The sequence below is a fragment of the Exiguobacterium sp. N5 genome (assembly GCF_025842465.1).
GTDB lineage: Bacteria > Bacillota > Bacilli > Exiguobacteriales > Exiguobacteriaceae > Exiguobacterium > Exiguobacterium profundum.
This window is the reverse complement of sequence record NZ_JAPAEP010000001.1, coordinates 957,798-975,712: the sequence shown is the minus strand read 5'-3', so window position 1 is coordinate 975,712 and position 17,915 is coordinate 957,798. Positions and strand designations below refer to the sequence as shown.

Genomic DNA, 17,915 nt, shown 5'->3' with positions numbered 1-17,915 from the left:
GCGTCAGGCTCTTTTTTGCTAGAAATATCGCTTTCGCCAAAGGATATAGAAGGCGAGACCGGAAAATCCAATCATCATCGTGATGGCCATGATGAATCCGAACGGTTGTCCTTCCCATGGAACTTGAACGTTCATCCCAAAAATTCCAGATATCATTGTCGGGATGCTGAGGACAATCGTGATGGATGCCAAGAATTTCATGACGAAGTTAACATTGTTCGAAATGATGGATCCGAATGCCTCCATCTTGATGCTGATGATGTCGTTATAAATCGATGCCATTTCCATCGCTTGTCGGTGTTCGACAAAAACGTCTTCGAGTAGTTCTTCGTCCTCTTCATGCTTCTCCAAACTCGGTGTCTTGACGATTCGGTCCAAGACGCTATCATTCGCTTTTAACGAAGTCATGAAGTAGACGAGAGATTTTTGAAGGTTCATCAACTGGAAAATCTCTTGGTTTCGCATGGAACGCTGCAACTCTTGCTCGAGTTCGTCCATTCTTCGGTCGATTTGACGCAAGAAGCGCAAATACGTCATGCTCACACGATGTAAAATCTGAAAGACGAAGCGACTACGATAGTTTGTTCGGAACAGTCTTGCCTTCCCGTTAGCGAACAAATTCAACACGTCGAGATCTCGCGAGCAGACGGTAATGAAATGTCGTCCGGTCACGATGATACCGAGCGGGATCGTATTATACGTGCGACCTGTATCATCTTCCTCCACATACGGAACGTCGATGATCATGAGAAGTCCTTCATCATCTTTTTCAAAACGTGGTTTCTCTTCGATATCAAGTGGGTCATATACAAAGTCTTCTGGAATGCCGGACGCCTCGATGACTTGATCGGCCTCATCTTTTGTCGGGTTCACGAGTTGGATCCAGCTTCCTTTATCAAAGTCTTCGATTTCATCCACATGGCCTGATGCGTCAGTACGGTAAATCGTCAGCATGCATCTTCCTCCTACCTTAACTCAATCTTATTATAGGTAGCCAAAATGAAGAGTGCAATCCAAAGCAGGAGTTTTTTTGTTTTCTCTCGAAAACGTGTTACAGTGAGAGGGAACGATTGGAATATCGTTTATTGAGGAGGGGTTATATTGACTAGAATGCCCGAAGACGCTCTGTTCAATGAAGAAAAACTAGCAGAGCTTCACCAAATCGCAAACGGAAACATTGAGTTCTTAAATAAAATTGCAACCACATATATCCAGCAGTTCGAGGCGAAGTATCCTGAACTTCAATCGGCAGTCGAGTCGAAAGATTATTCTCGCGTCGAGCAACTCGCCCATTTATTGAAAGGGGCCTCCTATTCAGTTGGTCTAGAACAGACGGCGCTTCTTTTCCACGACCTTGAAGTGGCTGGAGAAAATGCACATCTAGATGGAGCGACCGAAACATTGGCAACCATCGAATCGCATAGTAAGCGATTTTTAACCGAATGGAATACGCATTTTGAACAATTCACATAAAAAAGTTTGCGACGGAGAAGTCGCAAACTTTTTTATTATCCTACAAATTCATCGAGCGTCGCAATCAACATTCCGATTTCTGGTTTCGTGATTTGAGCGTTCGCACCGACGGCTTCCCCTTTATGTTTCAAGTCATCTGAAATGAGTGACGAGAAGATGATGATTGGAAGTGTTGCGTATTGGTCCATCTCACGAAGACGCTTCGTCAAATGAAGTCCATCCATCTGTGGCATCTCAATGTCGGTGATGAGGAGGTCACACTCGGCACCTTCTTGTTCAAACGCATCGAGTGCCTCTTTCCCGTTATTGAAGACAGTCGTATTGAAGTACCCCGCGTCATCCAACGTGTCGAGGATCAATGTGCGGAGCATTTCTGAATCTTCAGCTAGCCAAATGTTTTTGTTCGAGCGCTCACGAGCGCCGAGTCGCTTCACAGATTCGCGAGCCATGATGTCCTTACGTGACAACTCGAGCGCGATTCGCTCATAATCGAGCAAGATGATCATCTGGTCACCTGTTTTGACGACACCGTTTGTAATGCCTTGAACACCACGTGCGAGATCGGATGGGGTATCAATTTGTTCCCAAGAGATGCGTTTGATCTCGGTTACCTGGTCGACACGAAGAACCGACTTCTCACCGTTGAACTCACAGACAATCAAACGATCATCACTTCCGACTTCACGCGGATGGCTGATGACCATCGGAAGGTCGATGACGGTCATGACTTCACCGCGCAGCTCGATTAATCCCATGATGGCTTCAGGCGTACCTGGGAGTGGCGTCAATGGAAGCATCGTGATAATTTCACGTACTTTCATGACATTGATGCCGAACAAGAACGGTCCAGCTTGGAAAATGACGATTTCAAGTTCGTTCGTTCCTGCTTCAAGTAAAATATTATGATCAGTGCTCAATGGTAGTCCCTCCTATTTCACGTACTCTCATCTTTACTATCGGTATCCAATCGATAAATCTACAGTAAAAATAGTGTCAACTCTCATCAGAATTCACAAAAAGTTTCATAGTAACCGTTTACATCTCATAAACTGAATCGTTATAGTTGTCCAATGCAAAAAAATCTGCATACAATGGGGTTGGCAACGAGATATTACAGCTTACTCAGGAGGCAGATAGAGATGATGAGTATGAACACATATCCATATTTATTGAATGGTCAATGGCAGGAATCTTCAAGCAACGAAACGATTGAACTCGTTTCACCATATAAAGACGAAGTCGTAGGTCGCGTTCAAGCGATGTCACGCGATGAAGTCGATGAAGCCATCCATGGCGCAAAACGTGCACAACAAGAATGGGCGGCGCTTCCGGTCAACAAGCGCGCTGAATTATTGTATGCATGGGCAGAAAAACTCGAAGAACGCGTGGATGAGATTGGTCAAATCATCATGCGAGAAGTCGGGAAAAACTTGAACGACGCGAAGAAGGAAGTCGTACGGACGGCGGAAATCATTCGTTATACGGCAGAAGAAGGAATTCGCTTCAATGGCGGCTTCATGCAAGGTGATTCATTCCCAGGTGGCTCGAAAAACAAGATGGCCATCATCAAGAAAGAAGCGCTCGGTGTCATCCTCGCGATTTCACCGTTCAACTACCCGGTAAACTTGGCAGCTGCTAAGATTGCGCCGGCGCTCGTCACAGGAAATGCGGTAGTCTTCAAACCAGCGACGCAAGGTGCAATCAGTGGGATCAAGATGGTCGAGGCTCTTCACGATGCCGGTCTTCCAAAAGGTCTGTTGAACCTCGTGACAGGTCGCGGTTCGGTCATCGGTGACTACTTGACATCACACCCAGGGATCGACATGATCACGTTCACAGGTGGAACGGGTACGGGTCAACATTTGTCACAACAAGCGTCGATGGTACCGGTCGTACTCGAACTCGGCGGGAAAGACCCAGCCCTCGTTTTAGAGGATGCAGACTTGACGTTAGCAGCTGACCAAATTGTCAGCGGAGCGTTCTCATATTCAGGTCAACGTTGTACAGCAATCAAGCGCGTCTTCGTCCTTGAAAATCAAGCGGATGAGCTCGTCGATATGTTGAAAGAACGTGTCGCAAAACTTTCAGTCGGTTCACCGGAAGAGAACAGCTTCATCGTTCCTTTAGTTGATGCGAAGACGACGGATTATGTAAAGGGTTTGATTGACGACGCCGTCAATAAAAAGGCAACGGTCGTTTACGGTAATAAGCGTGAAGGAAACTTGCTTCACCCGACATTGCTTGATCATGTGACGACAGATATGCGTGTCGCATGGGAAGAACCGTTCGGACCGGTCCTCCCGGTCATCCGTGTGAAATCACTCGACGAGATGATCGCACTCACGAATGAATCGGAGTTTGGTCTTCAGGCGAGCGTCTTCACACAAAACGTCAATAGCGCCTTCACGGTCGCTGATAAGTTAGAAGTCGGTACGGTCCAAGTGAACGGACGGACAGAACGCGGTCCAGACCACTTCCCATTCATCGGTGTCAAGCAATCGGGACTCGGTGTTCAAGGAATCGGACGTAGCCTTGAGACGATGACACGTGATAAAGTGACGGTCATCAACCTATAATATGAATCATTCATGAGGGAGAGACATCTCCCTCTTTTTTGTTTGATTGAAAACGCATCTTTCAGACGGGTATAATGGAGAAAGACAGGAAGAAGGGGTGGTGATGACATGGCGGACTGGATTTCTAGCCAACTGGCAAGACTCGATATCCCGACACCGTTCGAAGTCGGGAACGTGAACGTATATATCGTTGAACATATGAACCGCTTCTTCATGGTCGATTGTGGACCAGACACAGAAGAGGCGTGGACCTCGTTGAACCGTCAACTTGAAGAGCTTGAACTCTCGTTGGCGGATATCGACTTTTTATTTTTGACACATCATCATGCTGATCATGCCGGACAAGCATGGCGTCTTCGCGACGCGTCCATCCCCGTGTACGGGCATGAAAAGCTCGTTCGATACTTAGAGCAAACCCCAAACTTTTTGAAGCGTGGCAATCACTTTTTACATGAATTGGCCGTCTCTTTCGGGGCCCCGGCTCCACTCGTGGAAAAATTACCAGACTATCGCGAAGCGCTTCGCTGGATTGGTCCGACGACTGTCACGATGACGTTTGGGGACGGGCAAGCATTGACCTCGGATGGGGCGTGGCAGACGATCCATTTACCTGGACACGCCAGTGACCAGCTCGGGTTGATTGGTCCCGGAGGAGTCTTGATTGCCGGAGATCACCTCATCGACAAGGTCGAACCAAATCCGCTCATCGAACAGCCGTATGATGACGAAGGATTTGCATCACCCGTCATTCTCTATATCGATTCGCTAAAAAAATTACGCGGGATTGATTTAAAGCTCGTCGTCAGTGGACACGGTGAACCGATTCACCATCCGAATGATTTAATCGAGTGTCGGATTCGCCAACGGTATGAGCGCAGTGAACAATTGCTTGCCGAATGGGAAGATGGACTTAGCGTTTTTGATTGGTCAATGAAGTTATATGGACGAAAGATGCGACGTGGGATGCCGCTCGTCTTCAGTGAAGTGTTTGCACGACTCAGTTTACTCGAGGAACGTGGCGACATCGAGAGACGTCGAGATGATCAAAAATGGATTTATACGAAGAAAGAAGTGATGTCGTGAAACGAGTAGTCATTACTGGTGCGTCAAGCGGGCTCGGTGCCGCATTGGCGCATTCTTTTTATGAACATGGATACAACGTATTGTTGATTGGAAGAAATGAAGAACGGTTAAAAAAGATTGCCGCAACATGTGAAGGGGATTGGATGTGCGCGGATGTCGCAAAGTCAACCGCTCTCGTTCATGATGTGAGCGAACGGTTCGGGAAATTTGACGTATGGGTCAACAATGCAGGCATGGCCGAATTTGATTTTGTGACCGATCAGTCGACGGATGTGATAGAAGAAACGATGCGTGTGAACGCTCTCGCACCGATGCTGTTATCGCGAGATGTCGCCCGCGTGATGGAGCGAGAGGGTATCATTGTCAACATCTGTTCACAGGCTGCGAAAGTACCGACACCTAAGTCAGCCGTCTACGCAGGGTCAAAGGCGGCACTTTTACAGTTTTCGAACGCGCTCAGGCTAGAGTTGAAGCCCCGTGGCATTCACGTAATGACGGTCAATCCAGGACCGATTGCAACGCCGTTCTTTAATCGAGCTGATAAAAGTGGTACATATGCTGAAAGTGTTCAAAGGATCATGCTTGACCCGAAACAATTGGCTGATGCGATTGTCAGAGGAAGTCGTAAGCGAAAACGTGAAATCAATGCGCCGTGGTGGATGAACGTAGGGGCGAATGTGTATGCAATCTGTCCAACCATGTTCGAAATGCTCGCAAAACGGGGATTTGAGAAAAAGTAAAAAGGGGGATTATGATGAGGAAATGGAGAGTACTGCTCGCAACTGTCATGCTAACATTCGTGGCAGCGTGTGGGAGTGAACAGGCAGTTGAGTTTTCGGACTCGTTTGAAAAAGCAGCGACGACGGCAGAAGGGTCGACCGTCAACCTATATATGTGGGGTGGGGACGAGGGCATCAACAGCTACATCGATGACTACGTGGCACCTCGCCTCGAGGAATCTTACAATGTCGAATTGAACCGTGTCGCAATGGATACGGCAGAATTCATTCGACAATTATCACTCGATAAAAAAGCGGACAGACAAGTCGGGACGATTGATGCCGTCTGGATCAATGGCGATAATTTCCGAAATGCGAAAGAGGCTGGTCTTCTTCGAGACGGACTGATGGAACGTGTCCCGAACGCCGAGTTATTAAACGAAACGGCCCAGCAATCAGATGCTGGCACCCCGACAGAGGACTTGGAGCTCGCATGGGGGAATGTACAATTCATCATGCATTACGATGCTTCGAAAGTGGACAATCCTCCGCAATCGTTTGAAGAATTACGTCGCTGGACTGAAGACAATCCAGGTCGATTCACGTATCCTGAAGTCACAGATTTCACCGGGAATGCCTTCGTCCGCCATCTATTGTATGAACGATACGGTGACGAGTTGGACCAAAAAGCGACCATTGAGGATTCGTTCTGGGATGACTTGAAAGCGTGGTCTCCGAATTTGTGGAAAGACGGACAAACGTATCCAAAGACGCTCGAACAACTCGATCAGCTCTATGCATCGGGAGAAGTTTGGATGACGATGGGATTCAACGAACGTCGAGCCGAGGCGGAGGTGACGGAAGGGATTTTCCCGAAAGAGACACGCGCGCTCGTCCTCGATCACTCCATTGCCTCGACACACTTTTTAGCAGTCCCATTCAATGCCCCGAATCCAGATGGGGCGTTAGTCCTTCTTCAAGAACTGTTGTCTCCTGAAGCACAGCTTGTCAAACAAGGACCAGAATATTGGGGAGACGGCACATCACTCGACTTAACGAAGCTTGACGTGAATGACCAACGAGCGTTTGAAGAATTAGGGGAGGGTGTCACGTACCCAGATTCGGAGCAGTTGCTCGAACGTTCGATTCCGGATTATGGACCGAACGTGATTGACACCGTCCGCGAGGAGTGGCCACGTGTTGCGAAGTAGTGTCGCAGTGACGATCATGATGTCGCTTCTTCCTCTCACTGCTCTCGTCTTTCTCGCCATAGAGTCAATGGGAACGGATTGGGGCTCGCTTTTAACAAATGAGACGTGGCGCGATAGTTTCTTCACGACGATTTATGTCGTCAGCGTATCGACCGGTCTATCGCTTGTAATCGGGACGTGGCTTGCAAGAACGGTCGTCCAAAAAGGTTGGCGTTTCCTATCATCTGTACTCCGACTTCCGATGTTTGTCCCTCACATTGCCGCTGCATACCTGTTTTGGTTATTGTTCACCGGAATGAACGGCATCGGATGGATTGAGGCGAACGAACGAAACTATGTCACGGTCATCCTGACCTATATATGGAAGGAGACACCGTTCGTCTTTTTAATGATGCTCGGGACATATGAGCAATTGAATCGGGGTTACGTCGAGATGGCGAAGACGCTCCAACTCTCTCCGTTTGACCAATTCAAACATGGGGAGTTGCCGTTTCTGATGAAACCATTACTCGATTCGGCATGGATTTTAATCGCCTTTATCTCGTTCGCATATGAGGTCCCGGCATTGCTCGGCGTGACTTACCCGAAACTTATCGGTGTCCTCGCGTATGAACGACTGTCGACTGGACTCTATTTAGAGGCGACAGAGCCTTATGCGGTCGCCCTCGTCTGGACATGTCTTGTCGGAATCGGCGTATTCCTATCTTACGTATTGACCGCATCCATACGACGACGAATTGAACGTGGGGTGAGACGATGATTCGACAAGGGCTTCTCATCTGTTTGACGTTCATACCGTTTATCAGCCTCTTTTTCGTAGTCCCGACATTTGAAATCGAGAACAACATGGCAATCGTTCATACGATAGGATTGATTGTGATTTTATCTGGGATCAATGTGTGGCTCTCGATGATGTGTGCCTGGTGGCTATTGTGGACAGATTCTAGATGGAAACATGTCATCGAATGGCTCGTCTTTTTACCATTGTTCATTCCGATGCTGGCCACATTGTTTGGCCTCTATCTGATCTTGGCGGAAGCCGGTCTGATTGGGACGTATGTCGGCGTCACCCTTGCTCTGCTCGTCGTGACGATTCCCTATTCAATCCGCCTCGCCTACAACGGAATGGCGGTCATCGGTCGACCACTTTTGGAACAAGCTCGGATTCTGCCATCGAGACGGCGAGTCATGTACGTGCTGTATCCGCTCTTTTCTAGATTGATGCGGACCATCGCGTTGTTCACGACCGTCATTTTGCTCAGTCAATTTGCGCTGATCCAGTTGATTGGTGCGGGATTGATTCCGACCGTGACGACAGAATTGTATCAATCTTATGCGGGAAACAATCGTGGTCTAGCTCTCTCGAACACATGGATGCTCATCCTATTCCCCGTTCTCCTCTATTTCCTGCTCTCAGGATGGGATCGGTATATGGTGCGTATGCTGAAAGGACGTCTTCAATGAGTTTGAATGTACAAAATCTATATAAACAATTTGGAACGAAACAAATACTAAATGGTGTCGACTTCGAGGTTAAACCTCACGACATTCACGCAATCGTCGGTGTGAGTGGTTCAGGGAAATCGACGATTCTACGAATCATCGCAGGTCTTGAGTCGACTGACAGCGGCGACGTGAAATGGAATCACCGTTCTTTAATCCCTATCCCTGCGCATAAACGGCGCGTGACGATGCTATCGCAAACGGCTTTATTGTTCCCACATTTGACAGTCGGAGAGAATGTCACGCTCGTGACTCGAGAGCGTTCTCGTAAGCAAGCCGAACATTGGCTACGAGTCGTTCAACTCGGTGACCGATATGATGCCGAGATACACGAACTGTCTGGTGGCGAACAACAACGGGTCAGTCTTGCCCGAGCTTTAGCTGCTGAACCAGAACTACTGTTATTAGATGAACCCTTTACAAACCTTGATCCCAAACTCAAGCTCGACTTGCAGCGTTTTATCCGGGACTTAGTGAAAGAACTCAACTTGACGGCGGTATTGGTCACTCATGATCGGGAAGAAGCGATGCTCATGGCAGACCAGGTGACGCTGATTGATGAAGGCAAGGTGACACGTACGGGGACGGTTGCGGAGTTATACGATACGGCCCCTGGATTCGGTGACTTTGTCATGCTCGATGGAGAACTGCGACCGTTGTCTGAGGTGGAGGTATCCGAAGCGACTGGTGTGTCGGTTCAGTTGATGAAGAAAATTTATCGATTCGGTCAATGTTTCGGGGAATATCAGTTCAAGGATGGACGATCCGTCATGTTACCGACGTGTGAAACGTACCAAACTGGAATGATTTATCGAATTAAACGAAAGGAGGAATAGTATGCTCGATACATACGGAAGTCGTTACGTTCAACCGGTCATCGAGCGTGGAGCGAATCGGTTGCTCAAATGGAATTTCACGCCGAACGAAGTGACAGTACTTGGAGGAATCATCGGAATCTCGACCGGAATCTTTATCTATAATGATATGCACTGGACTGCCGTCATCTTACTGTGGCTATCTGGCTTGTTTGATGTTTTAGATGGGACGATGGCTCGAAAGTCGAAAACGAGTGGGTTTGGAACGGTGCTTGACCTCGTCTTGGACCGATTCGTCGAATTGTCGGTCGTGATTGCCCTTGCCCTTCGTTACCCGGAATATATGCCTATTTTTCTCATTCTGATTGCTTCATTTGTGATCGCCATGACACTGTTCCTAGCTGTCGGTGCGAGTAGTTCAAAGCGCTCAGAGAAGACGTTTTACTATCAGCCAGGAATTATCGAGCGAACAGAGTGCTTCATTTTGTTCACGTTGATGATTCTCTTCCCGAACTGGGTCGGCGGGATTGCTCTTATCTTTTTATTGCTTGAAGTCATGACAATCACACAACGATTCATTGAGGCGCGGAGGATTTTGCGATGAAACCGAAGTTGGTGTTGGCCGGACTTGGACACGGACAGCTAGAAATTCTCGATCGTATTGAGGAGATATGCAAACATTATGATGTTCGCTTCATTGGAGACTGCCAGACGATTTATACAGGTGCGTTTCCACAAGTGATTGCCGGGCTCATGGATTCAGCTACGGTCCGATCACCTCAACTAGAGCCGGTCGCAAAGCGGGTGCTCTCGATTGACCCGATTCAGCAGACGGTTCAAACAGAAAACGGAATGTTTGAATACGATCAACTCGTTTTAGCCACCGGTGCGAAAAGTCGGGGAATCGGCACGCCACTTAAACCGATGTCACAAGCTTTACTCGACCAAATCGAATCGAGTTCACAAGTGACCATCGTCGGAGGCGGGAAGGCCGGCGTAGAATTGGCGTTCACGTGTGCTCGAACAAAAAATGTGTCACTGTATGCAAAAGAGATATTACCAGACGTCTCGGTCCATACTAGAAAGCACATCGAGCGATTGTTGGTCAGAACAGGGGTCATGGTCGTCAAACAGGCGTTTCATGCAGACACATCGGAAGGGCTTTTATTGGATGCGACGGGGGTTGTTCCCGTGGAATGGTGGACTGAATCAGGGCTTGCAAAACCTGAGAGTTTTATAGAGGTAGACAAATATTTACGTCATCATCATTTTACAAATATATATGTAACAGGAGATATGGCATCCTCCTTAAATGGAGGCGTCGATGCTGTTAGGTCAGGGCGCTATGTCGGCAAACGGTTACTAGAGGAAACAAGTCGACCATTTCGGAGACGTCAATCGATGAATATCTTACTGACGACACCAGGGCGCGCCTTGCTAACATATGGAAAGTTTACATGGCATGGTCGGATTCCATATTATATGAAGCGGTGGATTGACTCGCGGTATGTTCGGCATTACAAGTAGTCGGAGGTTCACGTTATTCGCTTAAAAGATGACCAATCACGTCGTTCGATTCCGATTCAACGAGTACTTGTGGAATCTCGACCGTACGCTGTGGATCAGGGGGGAACGTGACGAGCCAGGCACGTGTTCCTTCAAACCGATCATCGACTAAGTCATAACGATCATCGACTGTAATGGATTGAATCGTAGCCTGTTTCCCGTTTTCATCGGTTGGTAGCCAATTCTTATTTTGTAGATAGGTAACAGCACTTTTTATGATAGCCGTCTCGTCATCAGACGGCATGGATGGTGACGTGGATGGTTGTATGCAGCCGACCAACATCAATATGGTAAAACAGAGTGGAGTGAAAAGGCGTGTAAACGTCATGATTGTTTCCCTTTCTCATTTGGTTATTTCTTACAGTATAATCGAGGATGACAGAGGTGTGTACAAAAAAATCCTGCAGTCGAATGGGCTGCAGGAATCAGGTCATGCTTGGATCGTATCGAGGAAAGAACGGATTTGCATCTCCGTCTTGGCGTTCGCCGAGTGGAGGTGTTCTTGTTTTACCCCGTCTTTATAGTAAAGAAGTGAAGGGATGCCGCGAACTTCTTGTGCATCAGATAGCTCTGGGAGTTCGTCGCGGTCGACGACGTGCCAGTTAAATTGTGGATAGTCTTTGACAAGCTCATCGACATACATGTCCAGACGTTTACAGTCCGGGCACCATGATGTAGTGAAGACCACCATTCCATGATCTTTTGTGGCTTCGTCAAATTGTTGTGATGAATGAATCGGTTGCATAGACAACTCTCCTTTCTTCTATCTATTTTGTCGGGTTTTTAACGGGTCGTCAACAGATTGGCATTCTCGAAACCATTTGAGAATGTGATACACTATTAAAAATAGCATGAGAAGGAAAAGGTGATGGATATGGCGTTACGTCACGCATTGCTCGGGTTATTGACCCATCAGCCTGCGACCGGGTACGCCTTGAACGCGACGTTCAAGGCGCAGATGATTCATTTTTGGAACGCCCATCATACACAGATTTATCGGGAACTGTTAAAGATGGAAGAAGAGGCACTCGTTTCGGCGGAACATGTCTCACAACAGGAGTTGCCAGACAAAAAAATATACTCCATCACGGATCGAGGACGAGAAGAGTTAATCAATTGGTTACGTCAACCAACGTCGTTCCAACCGAAAATGAAGGATGAAAACCTCCTGCGTGTCAGTCTGCTCCAATTGTTGCCGGTTGAAGAAGCGGTCCGATATATCGAAGAGACAAAGGCACACCATGAGCAGGTCGCACAACAGATTCGACTATTTCAAGAAGAACATCAATCGGACGAGGATACACTTGGCTATTTGCTGACGAGCGAGTATGCGATCCGAATGATGGAGAACTATGCCGGATGGGCGGATTGGGCGATCGAACAGATTCAAGCACGCAACGAAAAACACGTGACCTGAGCGGATCAGGTCACGTGTTTTGTGTATGGGTGAACCGGTAAACGAGCGAGTAAGCGATCAAGCACTTCATCATCGGTTTTGGTCTCAAATGAACGAATCGTTTCGTTCAATTGCTTGACTGAAGAGGCGCCTGGTAAGACGACGTCACAGAACCGTTTTGCAGCTTCGAGTGCATAGGCTTGAATCGGTGTCGGCATCATCGCCAATTCACTTGCGAGTTCCTCTTTTCGCCACGTCTCAAATCCCTTATCTCCGAGACGAGTCTCCCATTCATCCGTTAATAGGCCTTTGGCAAGAACCCCTCGACCAACGATGGGGATTGAAATGTTGAGCGTCTCTGCCCGGCGGTCGAGTAGGGAATACGGTGTCATGAGAACATCGAGAGCACCGGATTTGACCCAATGGTTGATGACGTTCGGACGAATCGACGAGAGTCCGATTTGTCGGATTAGACCATCTCGTTTTTGTTTTTGTGCCCATTCAATCGTTGCGTCGAGGTCATCCTCGAGCGTGCCGCCATGTATATAATATAAATCCAGGTAATCGGTTTTCAATCGCTCGAGCGATCCGTGCAATGCTTCCTCTAAATAGGACGGATCAGGATTCCAACGCATGCCCTCCTCAGTCAATTCGTTGCCACCTTTACTCGCCAAAAATAAGTGTTGTCGCTCTTGACCCAACGTTTCCCCAATCACACGCTCGACAGCTTGTCGTTCATAGACGTCTGCCGTATCGATATGGCGAATCCCCGATTGAATGGCCGTTTCCAGGATATTCTTTGCCTCTTTCTCCCCATGTTTCAAAATCGTCATCGTTCCGAGTCCGAGTTCACTCATTTGGATTCCTCCTTGTTCGAAATGTAGGTTTGACTCATAATCAGAGTATATCGAAAAGTGAGGAGTAATCATATGGAAGAAAAAACGATTGAGCGGGAAGTCATTTATCAAGGCAAAATCTTCGATGTGGAAAAGCATGTCGTTTCCCTTCCGAACGGAAACACGTCTGTACGTGAACTCGTCTATCATAACGGAGCCGTCGCTGTACTCGTCATTGATGAATCGGACAACATCGTCATGGTGGAGCAGTACCGAAAAGCGTTTGAATCGATGTCGCTTGAGATTCCAGCCGGTAAGTTGGAAAAAGGCGAAGAGCCGATGGCGAGTGCCGAGCGCGAGCTCGAAGAGGAGACGGGCTACACGGCGGAATCGTTTGAAAAGATTTTTTCTTTCTACGGGGCACCTGGGTTCTGCAGTGAGCGGGTCGATGTATATGTCGCAAAAGGGTTATCTGCCGGTGAGATGAATTTAGACGAAGATGAATTTTTAAATGTGAAACGATACTCATTTGATGAAGCCGTCGATTTACTGGACCGAGGCATCATTACCGACGCCAAGACAATTATGGCAATCCAATGGTGGCAATTGTCTAGATTGAAATAATTCTAATCTAAGTACTTATATGATAAACTTACATAGTAATGATTTTAAATTGAAAATTGAGTAAAACTTCGGTATGCTTTCAGTAGTGAACTATGTAAAGAGGGGGCGCCTTATGGAAACGCGAATTGAACGAATTAAACAGCAATTGAGCGCCAAAGGATATAAATTAACACCACAACGTGAATCGACGGTACGTATCTTACTTGAGAATGAGAGTGACCATTTAAGTGCGGAGAACGTCTTCATGCTCGTGAAAAGCATCGCACCAGAAATTGGACTCGCAACGGTTTATCGCACATTAGAATTATTGACAGAGCTCGGCGTGGTCGATAAAGTCAACTTCGGTGACGGAGTTGCACGCTTTGACTTACGTCCAGAAGGGGCGAACCATTCGCACCACCATCTCGTCTGTGTCGAATGCGGCTCGGTCGAGGAAATCATGGAAGACTTGCTCGTCGATGTTGAGAAAAAAGTCGAGAGTAAATACGAATTTTTGATTAAAGACCATCGCTTGACGTTTCACGGTATCTGTAAAGTATGCCAAGCAAAAGGCGTCACACTCGAAGGTCATAAAGCAGTCATCAACGGTTAATGCAGAAAGGACAGACGACCCCAACAGGTCATCTGTCCTTTTTCAATGTGTGATATATCGCTCAAGAATCTTCGAGATCCCATCGTCGTTGTTTGATGTCGTGACCTCACTCGCAATGTCGATCAATGCATCGACGGCATTTCCCATGGCAATCCCAATTCCTGCGTATTCAATGATTGAACGGTCGTTATGACCATCTCCGAAAGCGATGACGTGGTCACGATCGATACACAACTCCTCGAAGACGTGACGCAGCGCCTTCGCCTTATCAATGCCGAAATCGGTGAATTCATAATACATCGCCGCTGTGAACATACTCGTGACCCGACCTGTGAAAGGGCCAGCTAATGCAGTTGCATTCTCTCGTAAGTATGAAGGCTCGCCAGCAACGAGAATCTTATGGACGGGGAAGTCGATAATCTCGATTAAGTTCGGTTCTTCTCGCAATTGGAACTGACCGCCTCTCGATTCATATTCGATGATGTTAATCAATTTTCCATTCACTTCAAGTTGTCCCTCGAAAACCTCGCGCACATACATATACGTATCATCGTTAATCATTGGGATGACCTCGTAGTGCTCTAAGTGCTTTAAGATTGAGCGAACATCCTCGATTTGCATTGCTTGTTCAAAAAGCGTGTCGCCTGTAGAAGCGTCCGTGACACATGCTCCATTAGAAGAGACAATCAACCCGCCGAACTCGTTCAATTTCAACTCTTGTGCATAGCGAATCATCCCTCGCTTTGGACGTCCTGACGCAAGCACCACTTTGACACCTTGCTCTTGCAATGCAAGTAGCGTGCGCTTCGTCTGTTCCGTGATGATTTTCTCGTCATTTAACAGCGTTCCGTCTAAATCAAGTAAAATTGCCTGGATCATGTGTGTTGTCTCCTTCTGTTTAGATTGTCAATTCGATGATGTTGCCTTCCGGATCAAGGATGACGCTTTCGTAATAACCATCACCGGTCGTCCGTGGACCGTCAACGTGTGTGTATCCATCAAGTTGAAAGCGTTCCGTCAAGGCATCTACCGCGTGTTTACTTCCGAGTGAAAAGGCGAGATGTGCATACCCGGCCGATTCTTTCGGATGTTCTTTAAGGTGAGGTCGTCTCATCAGTTCGAGTCGGCAACGTGAACCTCGAAACGTTAAAAAGTACGATTCAAACTGTTTCTTCTCGTTTTCATATTTATCATTTGACTGTGCATCAAAATAGACTTCGTAAAACCTGCGCATGTTTCCGATATCGTTTACCCAAAGGGCGACATGTTCAATTCTCATATAGAATCCTCCTCTGATGTTCGTCTAATCATTTGATTCAACCGTTCTGTATTGAAGAGCATCCCGGTCATGATCAGGATGACCACAAACGGTAAAAAACGGAGTGACGTCATAGACACGATTAATCCGAATAACGGGGGGAGAAACGTACTCCCTGAGTAGGCGAATGCCATTTGAAACCCCATCAAACGTTTCGATTGTGCCGAGCCAAACCGATTCGGCGTATCGTGAAGCATACTTGGATAAATCGGAGCCAATCCGAAGCCAATCAGCATCAAGCCGACGAGCATCGTCGCGGAGATTGGGATGAAGAAGAGGATGCTTCCGACAAGGGCGAGTATTTGTCCCATCCGGATCATCTGTTTGTTCGTGAAACGGAACGAGAGGAATCCGCTCACAAACCGTCCAATTGTGATACTACCGTAGTAGATGGACACCCATGCCGCAGCCGTCGCAATGGAAAACTGTTTCATCTGCACAAGATAACTGCTCGTCCATAACCCAATCAACGCTTCAACCCCGCAGTAAAGTAGAAATGTGGCCAATGCATAGGACACTCCGGTCGGTAGCTTGCGATCGAGTGTCGTGACGGCTGTTTCTTGAGGATGTGCAGTGGAATCCTCTTTCTGTTTCCAAAGTGGGAAAGACAACCACAATACGAGAGCTAAACTGAACTGAACGGCGGCGATAATCAAATAGCCGTCACGCCATCCATCCTCTGTTAATACACCCGCCATGACGAGTGGTCCCCCGGTCGCGCCGATTCCCCAAAAGCAGTGTAGCCAGTTCATATGATGTGCTTCGTAATGTTCGGCAACGTAATGATTCAGAGCGGCATCGACGGCACCGGCACCTAGACCGAGCGGGATGGCGAATACGAATAGCCAACCGATTGAAGGAGCAGAGTAGAATCCGAACAGACAGAGCGCTGTGAGTAATGTCGAACCGAACGTGACTTGTTTCGTGTCAAAATGTTTCAATAGTTTACCGCTCAGTAGACTCGAAAGAATCGTTCCACCAGCAATCGTCATAAAAATCCATCCGACCATCGATACGGGTGCGGAGAATTCTTGATGCATAAGTGGCCACCCGACACCGATGAGGGCATCCGGAAGACCAAGGCTGATAAATGCGAGATAGATCACGGCCAACAAAACAATCGTCATACGTCACCTCGCGGAATCGTTTCGAGCATCAATTCAATGCCGAGGCGAGCCAGTCCGGAAAAGTAATCCTCTTCCCATTCCCCAATCCGTAGACGAGGAAGGTGACGAGAGGGAAGATATCGTTCGCATGCGCGGTCGATGTGAGACAGATCGTCAGTAATGAGGTCGACGTCTGAAAAGATGAATGTGTGTGGGTTTAGTGTCGCAGCAAATGTAGCGACGAGCCGTCCTAATGCATCGATTTCTTCTTTTTTCAGAACATGTGGTCCATAAGGCTTGTTTTTTATGCGGTCAAAGAAAGTTGCATCATCATAAAGCGGAAGAAATGAAACTTCACCACTAAACCCGGATTGTCCGCGAGCGACATGTCCATCGAGCAAGATACCAGCACCTGGACCATTCTTTCCGAGGCCGAGATAGACGATGGACTGATGTGTTGTGGTCTCATCTCGTATGGAAAATCCATAGACGGCGGCATTCATATCATTTTCAATGACGACCGGAAGTCCAGTTCGTTCCATCAACCAGTTCTTCAAATCTAAATGCGCCAGTGATGGATATTCTGGGGCGAAAACAATTCGACCCGTATCGACTGCAGCGGCGACGCCGACAGAGATGGCACCGATTTTTATTGTGTGCTCATCGAATGTATCGACGAGTTTGCCTAACGTCTCTAAATGCGTGCCTGAGACTAAAGTTACACCTTCTTCAACATTCTGAGTTTGACAGTCAATCAAGCGATAGTGAATCTCGCTCGCTTCGATATATAGGGTCAGGCAACATCGGAATGTTGGATTGTATTTATAACTTTTTGCGGGTCTTCCTCCTCTTGGGGCAAGTTGACCGTGTTCGATGACTTCACCGTGTTCAATCATGTCATCAATCATCTTCTTAACGGTAGGGAATGAAACGTGTGTGGCCTTACTCAACTCGGAAATTGTCGAAACGTTGTGTAGGGCAATTTGCTTTCGGATGTCGACTAGTAATTCATGTTGCGGATCTTTCATCACGATTCAACTCCTATCCACTTTTTAAAATATTTTAATAAGTTATTTGTAGTATAACGTTTCTCATTT

Annotated in this window: 22 protein-coding genes; 13 read left to right on the top strand and 9 right to left on the bottom strand. The window is 47.4% G+C overall.

Annotation, left to right across the window (positions count from 1 at the left end; translation table 11 throughout):
• Nucleotides 1–18 precede the first annotated feature (18 nt).
• Nucleotides 19–954, bottom strand: a complete 936-nt coding sequence (locus OKS35_RS05060) for a magnesium transporter CorA family protein (RefSeq protein WP_012726524.1) — start codon at nt 952–954, stop codon at nt 19–21.
• A 156-nt stretch (nt 955–1,110) separates the two neighbouring features.
• On the opposite strand from OKS35_RS05060, the gene OKS35_RS05055 reads away from it, so the two are divergent.
• Complete coding sequence (locus tag OKS35_RS05055) at nt 1,111–1,473, top strand: Hpt domain-containing protein (RefSeq protein ID WP_230872919.1); 363 nt, start codon at nt 1,111–1,113, stop codon at nt 1,471–1,473.
• 35 nt (nt 1,474–1,508) lie between these two features.
• Here OKS35_RS05055 and OKS35_RS05050 read toward each other — a convergent pair whose 3' ends face one another.
• Nucleotides 1,509–2,390, bottom strand: a complete 882-nt coding sequence (locus OKS35_RS05050; protein ID WP_074036778.1) for a chemotaxis protein CheV — start codon at nt 2,388–2,390, stop codon at nt 1,509–1,511.
• Between the two features lie 222 nt (nt 2,391–2,612).
• On the opposite strand from OKS35_RS05050, the gene OKS35_RS05045 reads away from it, so the two are divergent.
• The 9 genes from OKS35_RS05045 to OKS35_RS05005 all read left to right on the top strand — a co-directional run bounded on the left by OKS35_RS05045 (nt 2,613) and on the right by OKS35_RS05005 (nt 10,907).
• The gene (locus OKS35_RS05045; RefSeq protein WP_264092612.1) at nt 2,613–4,049 is read left to right on the top strand and encodes an NADP-dependent glyceraldehyde-3-phosphate dehydrogenase; all 1,437 of its coding nucleotides are present in this window, start codon (nt 2,613–2,615) and stop codon (nt 4,047–4,049) included.
• A gap of 108 nt (nt 4,050–4,157) precedes the next feature.
• Nucleotides 4,158–5,132, top strand: coding sequence for an MBL fold metallo-hydrolase (locus OKS35_RS05040; protein WP_264092611.1), 975 nt, complete (start codon nt 4,158–4,160; stop codon nt 5,130–5,132).
• Nucleotides 5,129–5,872, top strand: a complete 744-nt coding sequence (locus OKS35_RS05035; RefSeq protein WP_215243851.1) for an SDR family NAD(P)-dependent oxidoreductase — start codon at nt 5,129–5,131, stop codon at nt 5,870–5,872. The genes OKS35_RS05040 and OKS35_RS05035 overlap by 4 nt, the downstream gene beginning before the upstream one ends.
• A 14-nt stretch (nt 5,873–5,886) precedes the next feature.
• The gene (locus tag OKS35_RS05030) at nt 5,887–7,062 is read left to right on the top strand and encodes an ABC transporter substrate-binding protein (protein WP_214690792.1); all 1,176 of its coding nucleotides are present in this window, start codon (nt 5,887–5,889) and stop codon (nt 7,060–7,062) included.
• On the top strand, nt 7,049–7,822 hold the full coding sequence (locus OKS35_RS05025; protein WP_264092610.1) for an ABC transporter permease: 774 nt from the start codon (nt 7,049–7,051) through the stop codon (nt 7,820–7,822). The genes OKS35_RS05030 and OKS35_RS05025 overlap by 14 nt, the downstream gene beginning before the upstream one ends.
• A complete protein-coding gene (locus OKS35_RS05020) occupies nt 7,819–8,526 on the top strand; it encodes an ABC transporter permease subunit (RefSeq protein WP_214781393.1) in 708 nt (235 codons plus the stop codon). The genes OKS35_RS05025 and OKS35_RS05020 overlap by 4 nt, the downstream gene beginning before the upstream one ends.
• Complete coding sequence (locus OKS35_RS05015) at nt 8,523–9,401, top strand: ABC transporter ATP-binding protein (RefSeq protein ID WP_074036787.1); 879 nt, start codon at nt 8,523–8,525, stop codon at nt 9,399–9,401. The genes OKS35_RS05020 and OKS35_RS05015 overlap by 4 nt, the downstream gene beginning before the upstream one ends.
• Before the next feature lies 1 nt (nt 9,402).
• Nucleotides 9,403–9,984: a CDP-alcohol phosphatidyltransferase family protein gene (locus OKS35_RS05010; protein WP_012726514.1), complete on the top strand. Its 582-nt coding sequence runs from the start codon at nt 9,403–9,405 to the stop codon at nt 9,982–9,984.
• Nucleotides 9,981–10,907, top strand: coding sequence for an NAD(P)/FAD-dependent oxidoreductase (locus OKS35_RS05005; RefSeq protein ID WP_264092609.1), 927 nt, complete (start codon nt 9,981–9,983; stop codon nt 10,905–10,907). The genes OKS35_RS05010 and OKS35_RS05005 overlap by 4 nt, the downstream gene beginning before the upstream one ends.
• Before the next feature lie 13 nt (nt 10,908–10,920).
• Here OKS35_RS05005 and OKS35_RS05000 read toward each other — a convergent pair whose 3' ends face one another.
• Both OKS35_RS05000 and OKS35_RS04995 read right to left on the bottom strand, forming a co-directional pair.
• Nucleotides 10,921–11,274 (bottom strand): hypothetical protein, encoded by a 354-nt coding sequence (locus OKS35_RS05000; RefSeq protein ID WP_214781389.1) that lies wholly within the window; start codon nt 11,272–11,274, stop codon nt 10,921–10,923.
• Between the two features lie 102 nt (nt 11,275–11,376).
• Complete coding sequence (locus tag OKS35_RS04995; protein ID WP_012726511.1) at nt 11,377–11,691, bottom strand: thioredoxin family protein; 315 nt, start codon at nt 11,689–11,691, stop codon at nt 11,377–11,379.
• Between the two features lie 123 nt (nt 11,692–11,814).
• Here OKS35_RS04995 and OKS35_RS04990 point away from each other — a divergent pair, with 123 nt between their 5' ends.
• On the top strand, nt 11,815–12,363 hold the full coding sequence (locus OKS35_RS04990; protein WP_264092608.1) for a PadR family transcriptional regulator: 549 nt from the start codon (nt 11,815–11,817) through the stop codon (nt 12,361–12,363).
• A gap of 5 nt (nt 12,364–12,368) precedes the next feature.
• Here OKS35_RS04990 and OKS35_RS04985 read toward each other — a convergent pair whose 3' ends face one another.
• Entirely contained in the window at nt 12,369–13,199 is an 831-nt protein-coding gene (locus OKS35_RS04985; protein WP_214781387.1) for an aldo/keto reductase, read from the bottom strand.
• A 72-nt stretch (nt 13,200–13,271) separates the two neighbouring features.
• Here OKS35_RS04985 and OKS35_RS04980 point away from each other — a divergent pair, with 72 nt between their 5' ends.
• Nucleotides 13,272–13,802 carry an NUDIX domain-containing protein gene (locus OKS35_RS04980; protein WP_214781384.1) on the top strand — a complete coding sequence of 177 codons (531 nt, stop codon included), beginning with the start codon at nt 13,272–13,274 and terminating at the stop codon, nt 13,800–13,802.
• Nucleotides 13,803–13,914: 112 nt separating this feature from the next.
• Complete coding sequence (locus OKS35_RS04975) at nt 13,915–14,394, top strand: Fur family transcriptional regulator (RefSeq protein ID WP_012726507.1); 480 nt, start codon at nt 13,915–13,917, stop codon at nt 14,392–14,394.
• 42 nt (nt 14,395–14,436) lie between these two features.
• Here OKS35_RS04975 and OKS35_RS04970 read toward each other — a convergent pair whose 3' ends face one another.
• The 4 genes from OKS35_RS04970 to OKS35_RS04955 are packed head-to-tail and all read right to left on the bottom strand — an operon-like array spanning nt 14,437 to nt 17,846.
• Nucleotides 14,437–15,273, bottom strand: a complete 837-nt coding sequence (locus tag OKS35_RS04970; protein WP_264092607.1) for a Cof-type HAD-IIB family hydrolase — start codon at nt 15,271–15,273, stop codon at nt 14,437–14,439.
• Between the two features lie 19 nt (nt 15,274–15,292).
• Complete coding sequence (locus OKS35_RS04965; protein WP_264092606.1) at nt 15,293–15,673, bottom strand: VOC family protein; 381 nt, start codon at nt 15,671–15,673, stop codon at nt 15,293–15,295.
• Entirely contained in the window at nt 15,670–16,839 is a 1,170-nt protein-coding gene (locus OKS35_RS04960) for an MFS transporter (RefSeq protein ID WP_159562419.1), read from the bottom strand. Before OKS35_RS04960 ends, OKS35_RS04965 begins: the two co-directional genes overlap by 4 nt.
• Nucleotides 16,836–17,846, bottom strand: coding sequence for an ROK family protein (locus tag OKS35_RS04955; protein ID WP_264092605.1), 1,011 nt, complete (start codon nt 17,844–17,846; stop codon nt 16,836–16,838). The genes OKS35_RS04960 and OKS35_RS04955 overlap by 4 nt, the downstream gene beginning before the upstream one ends.
• Between the last annotated feature and the right edge of the window lie 69 nt (nt 17,847–17,915).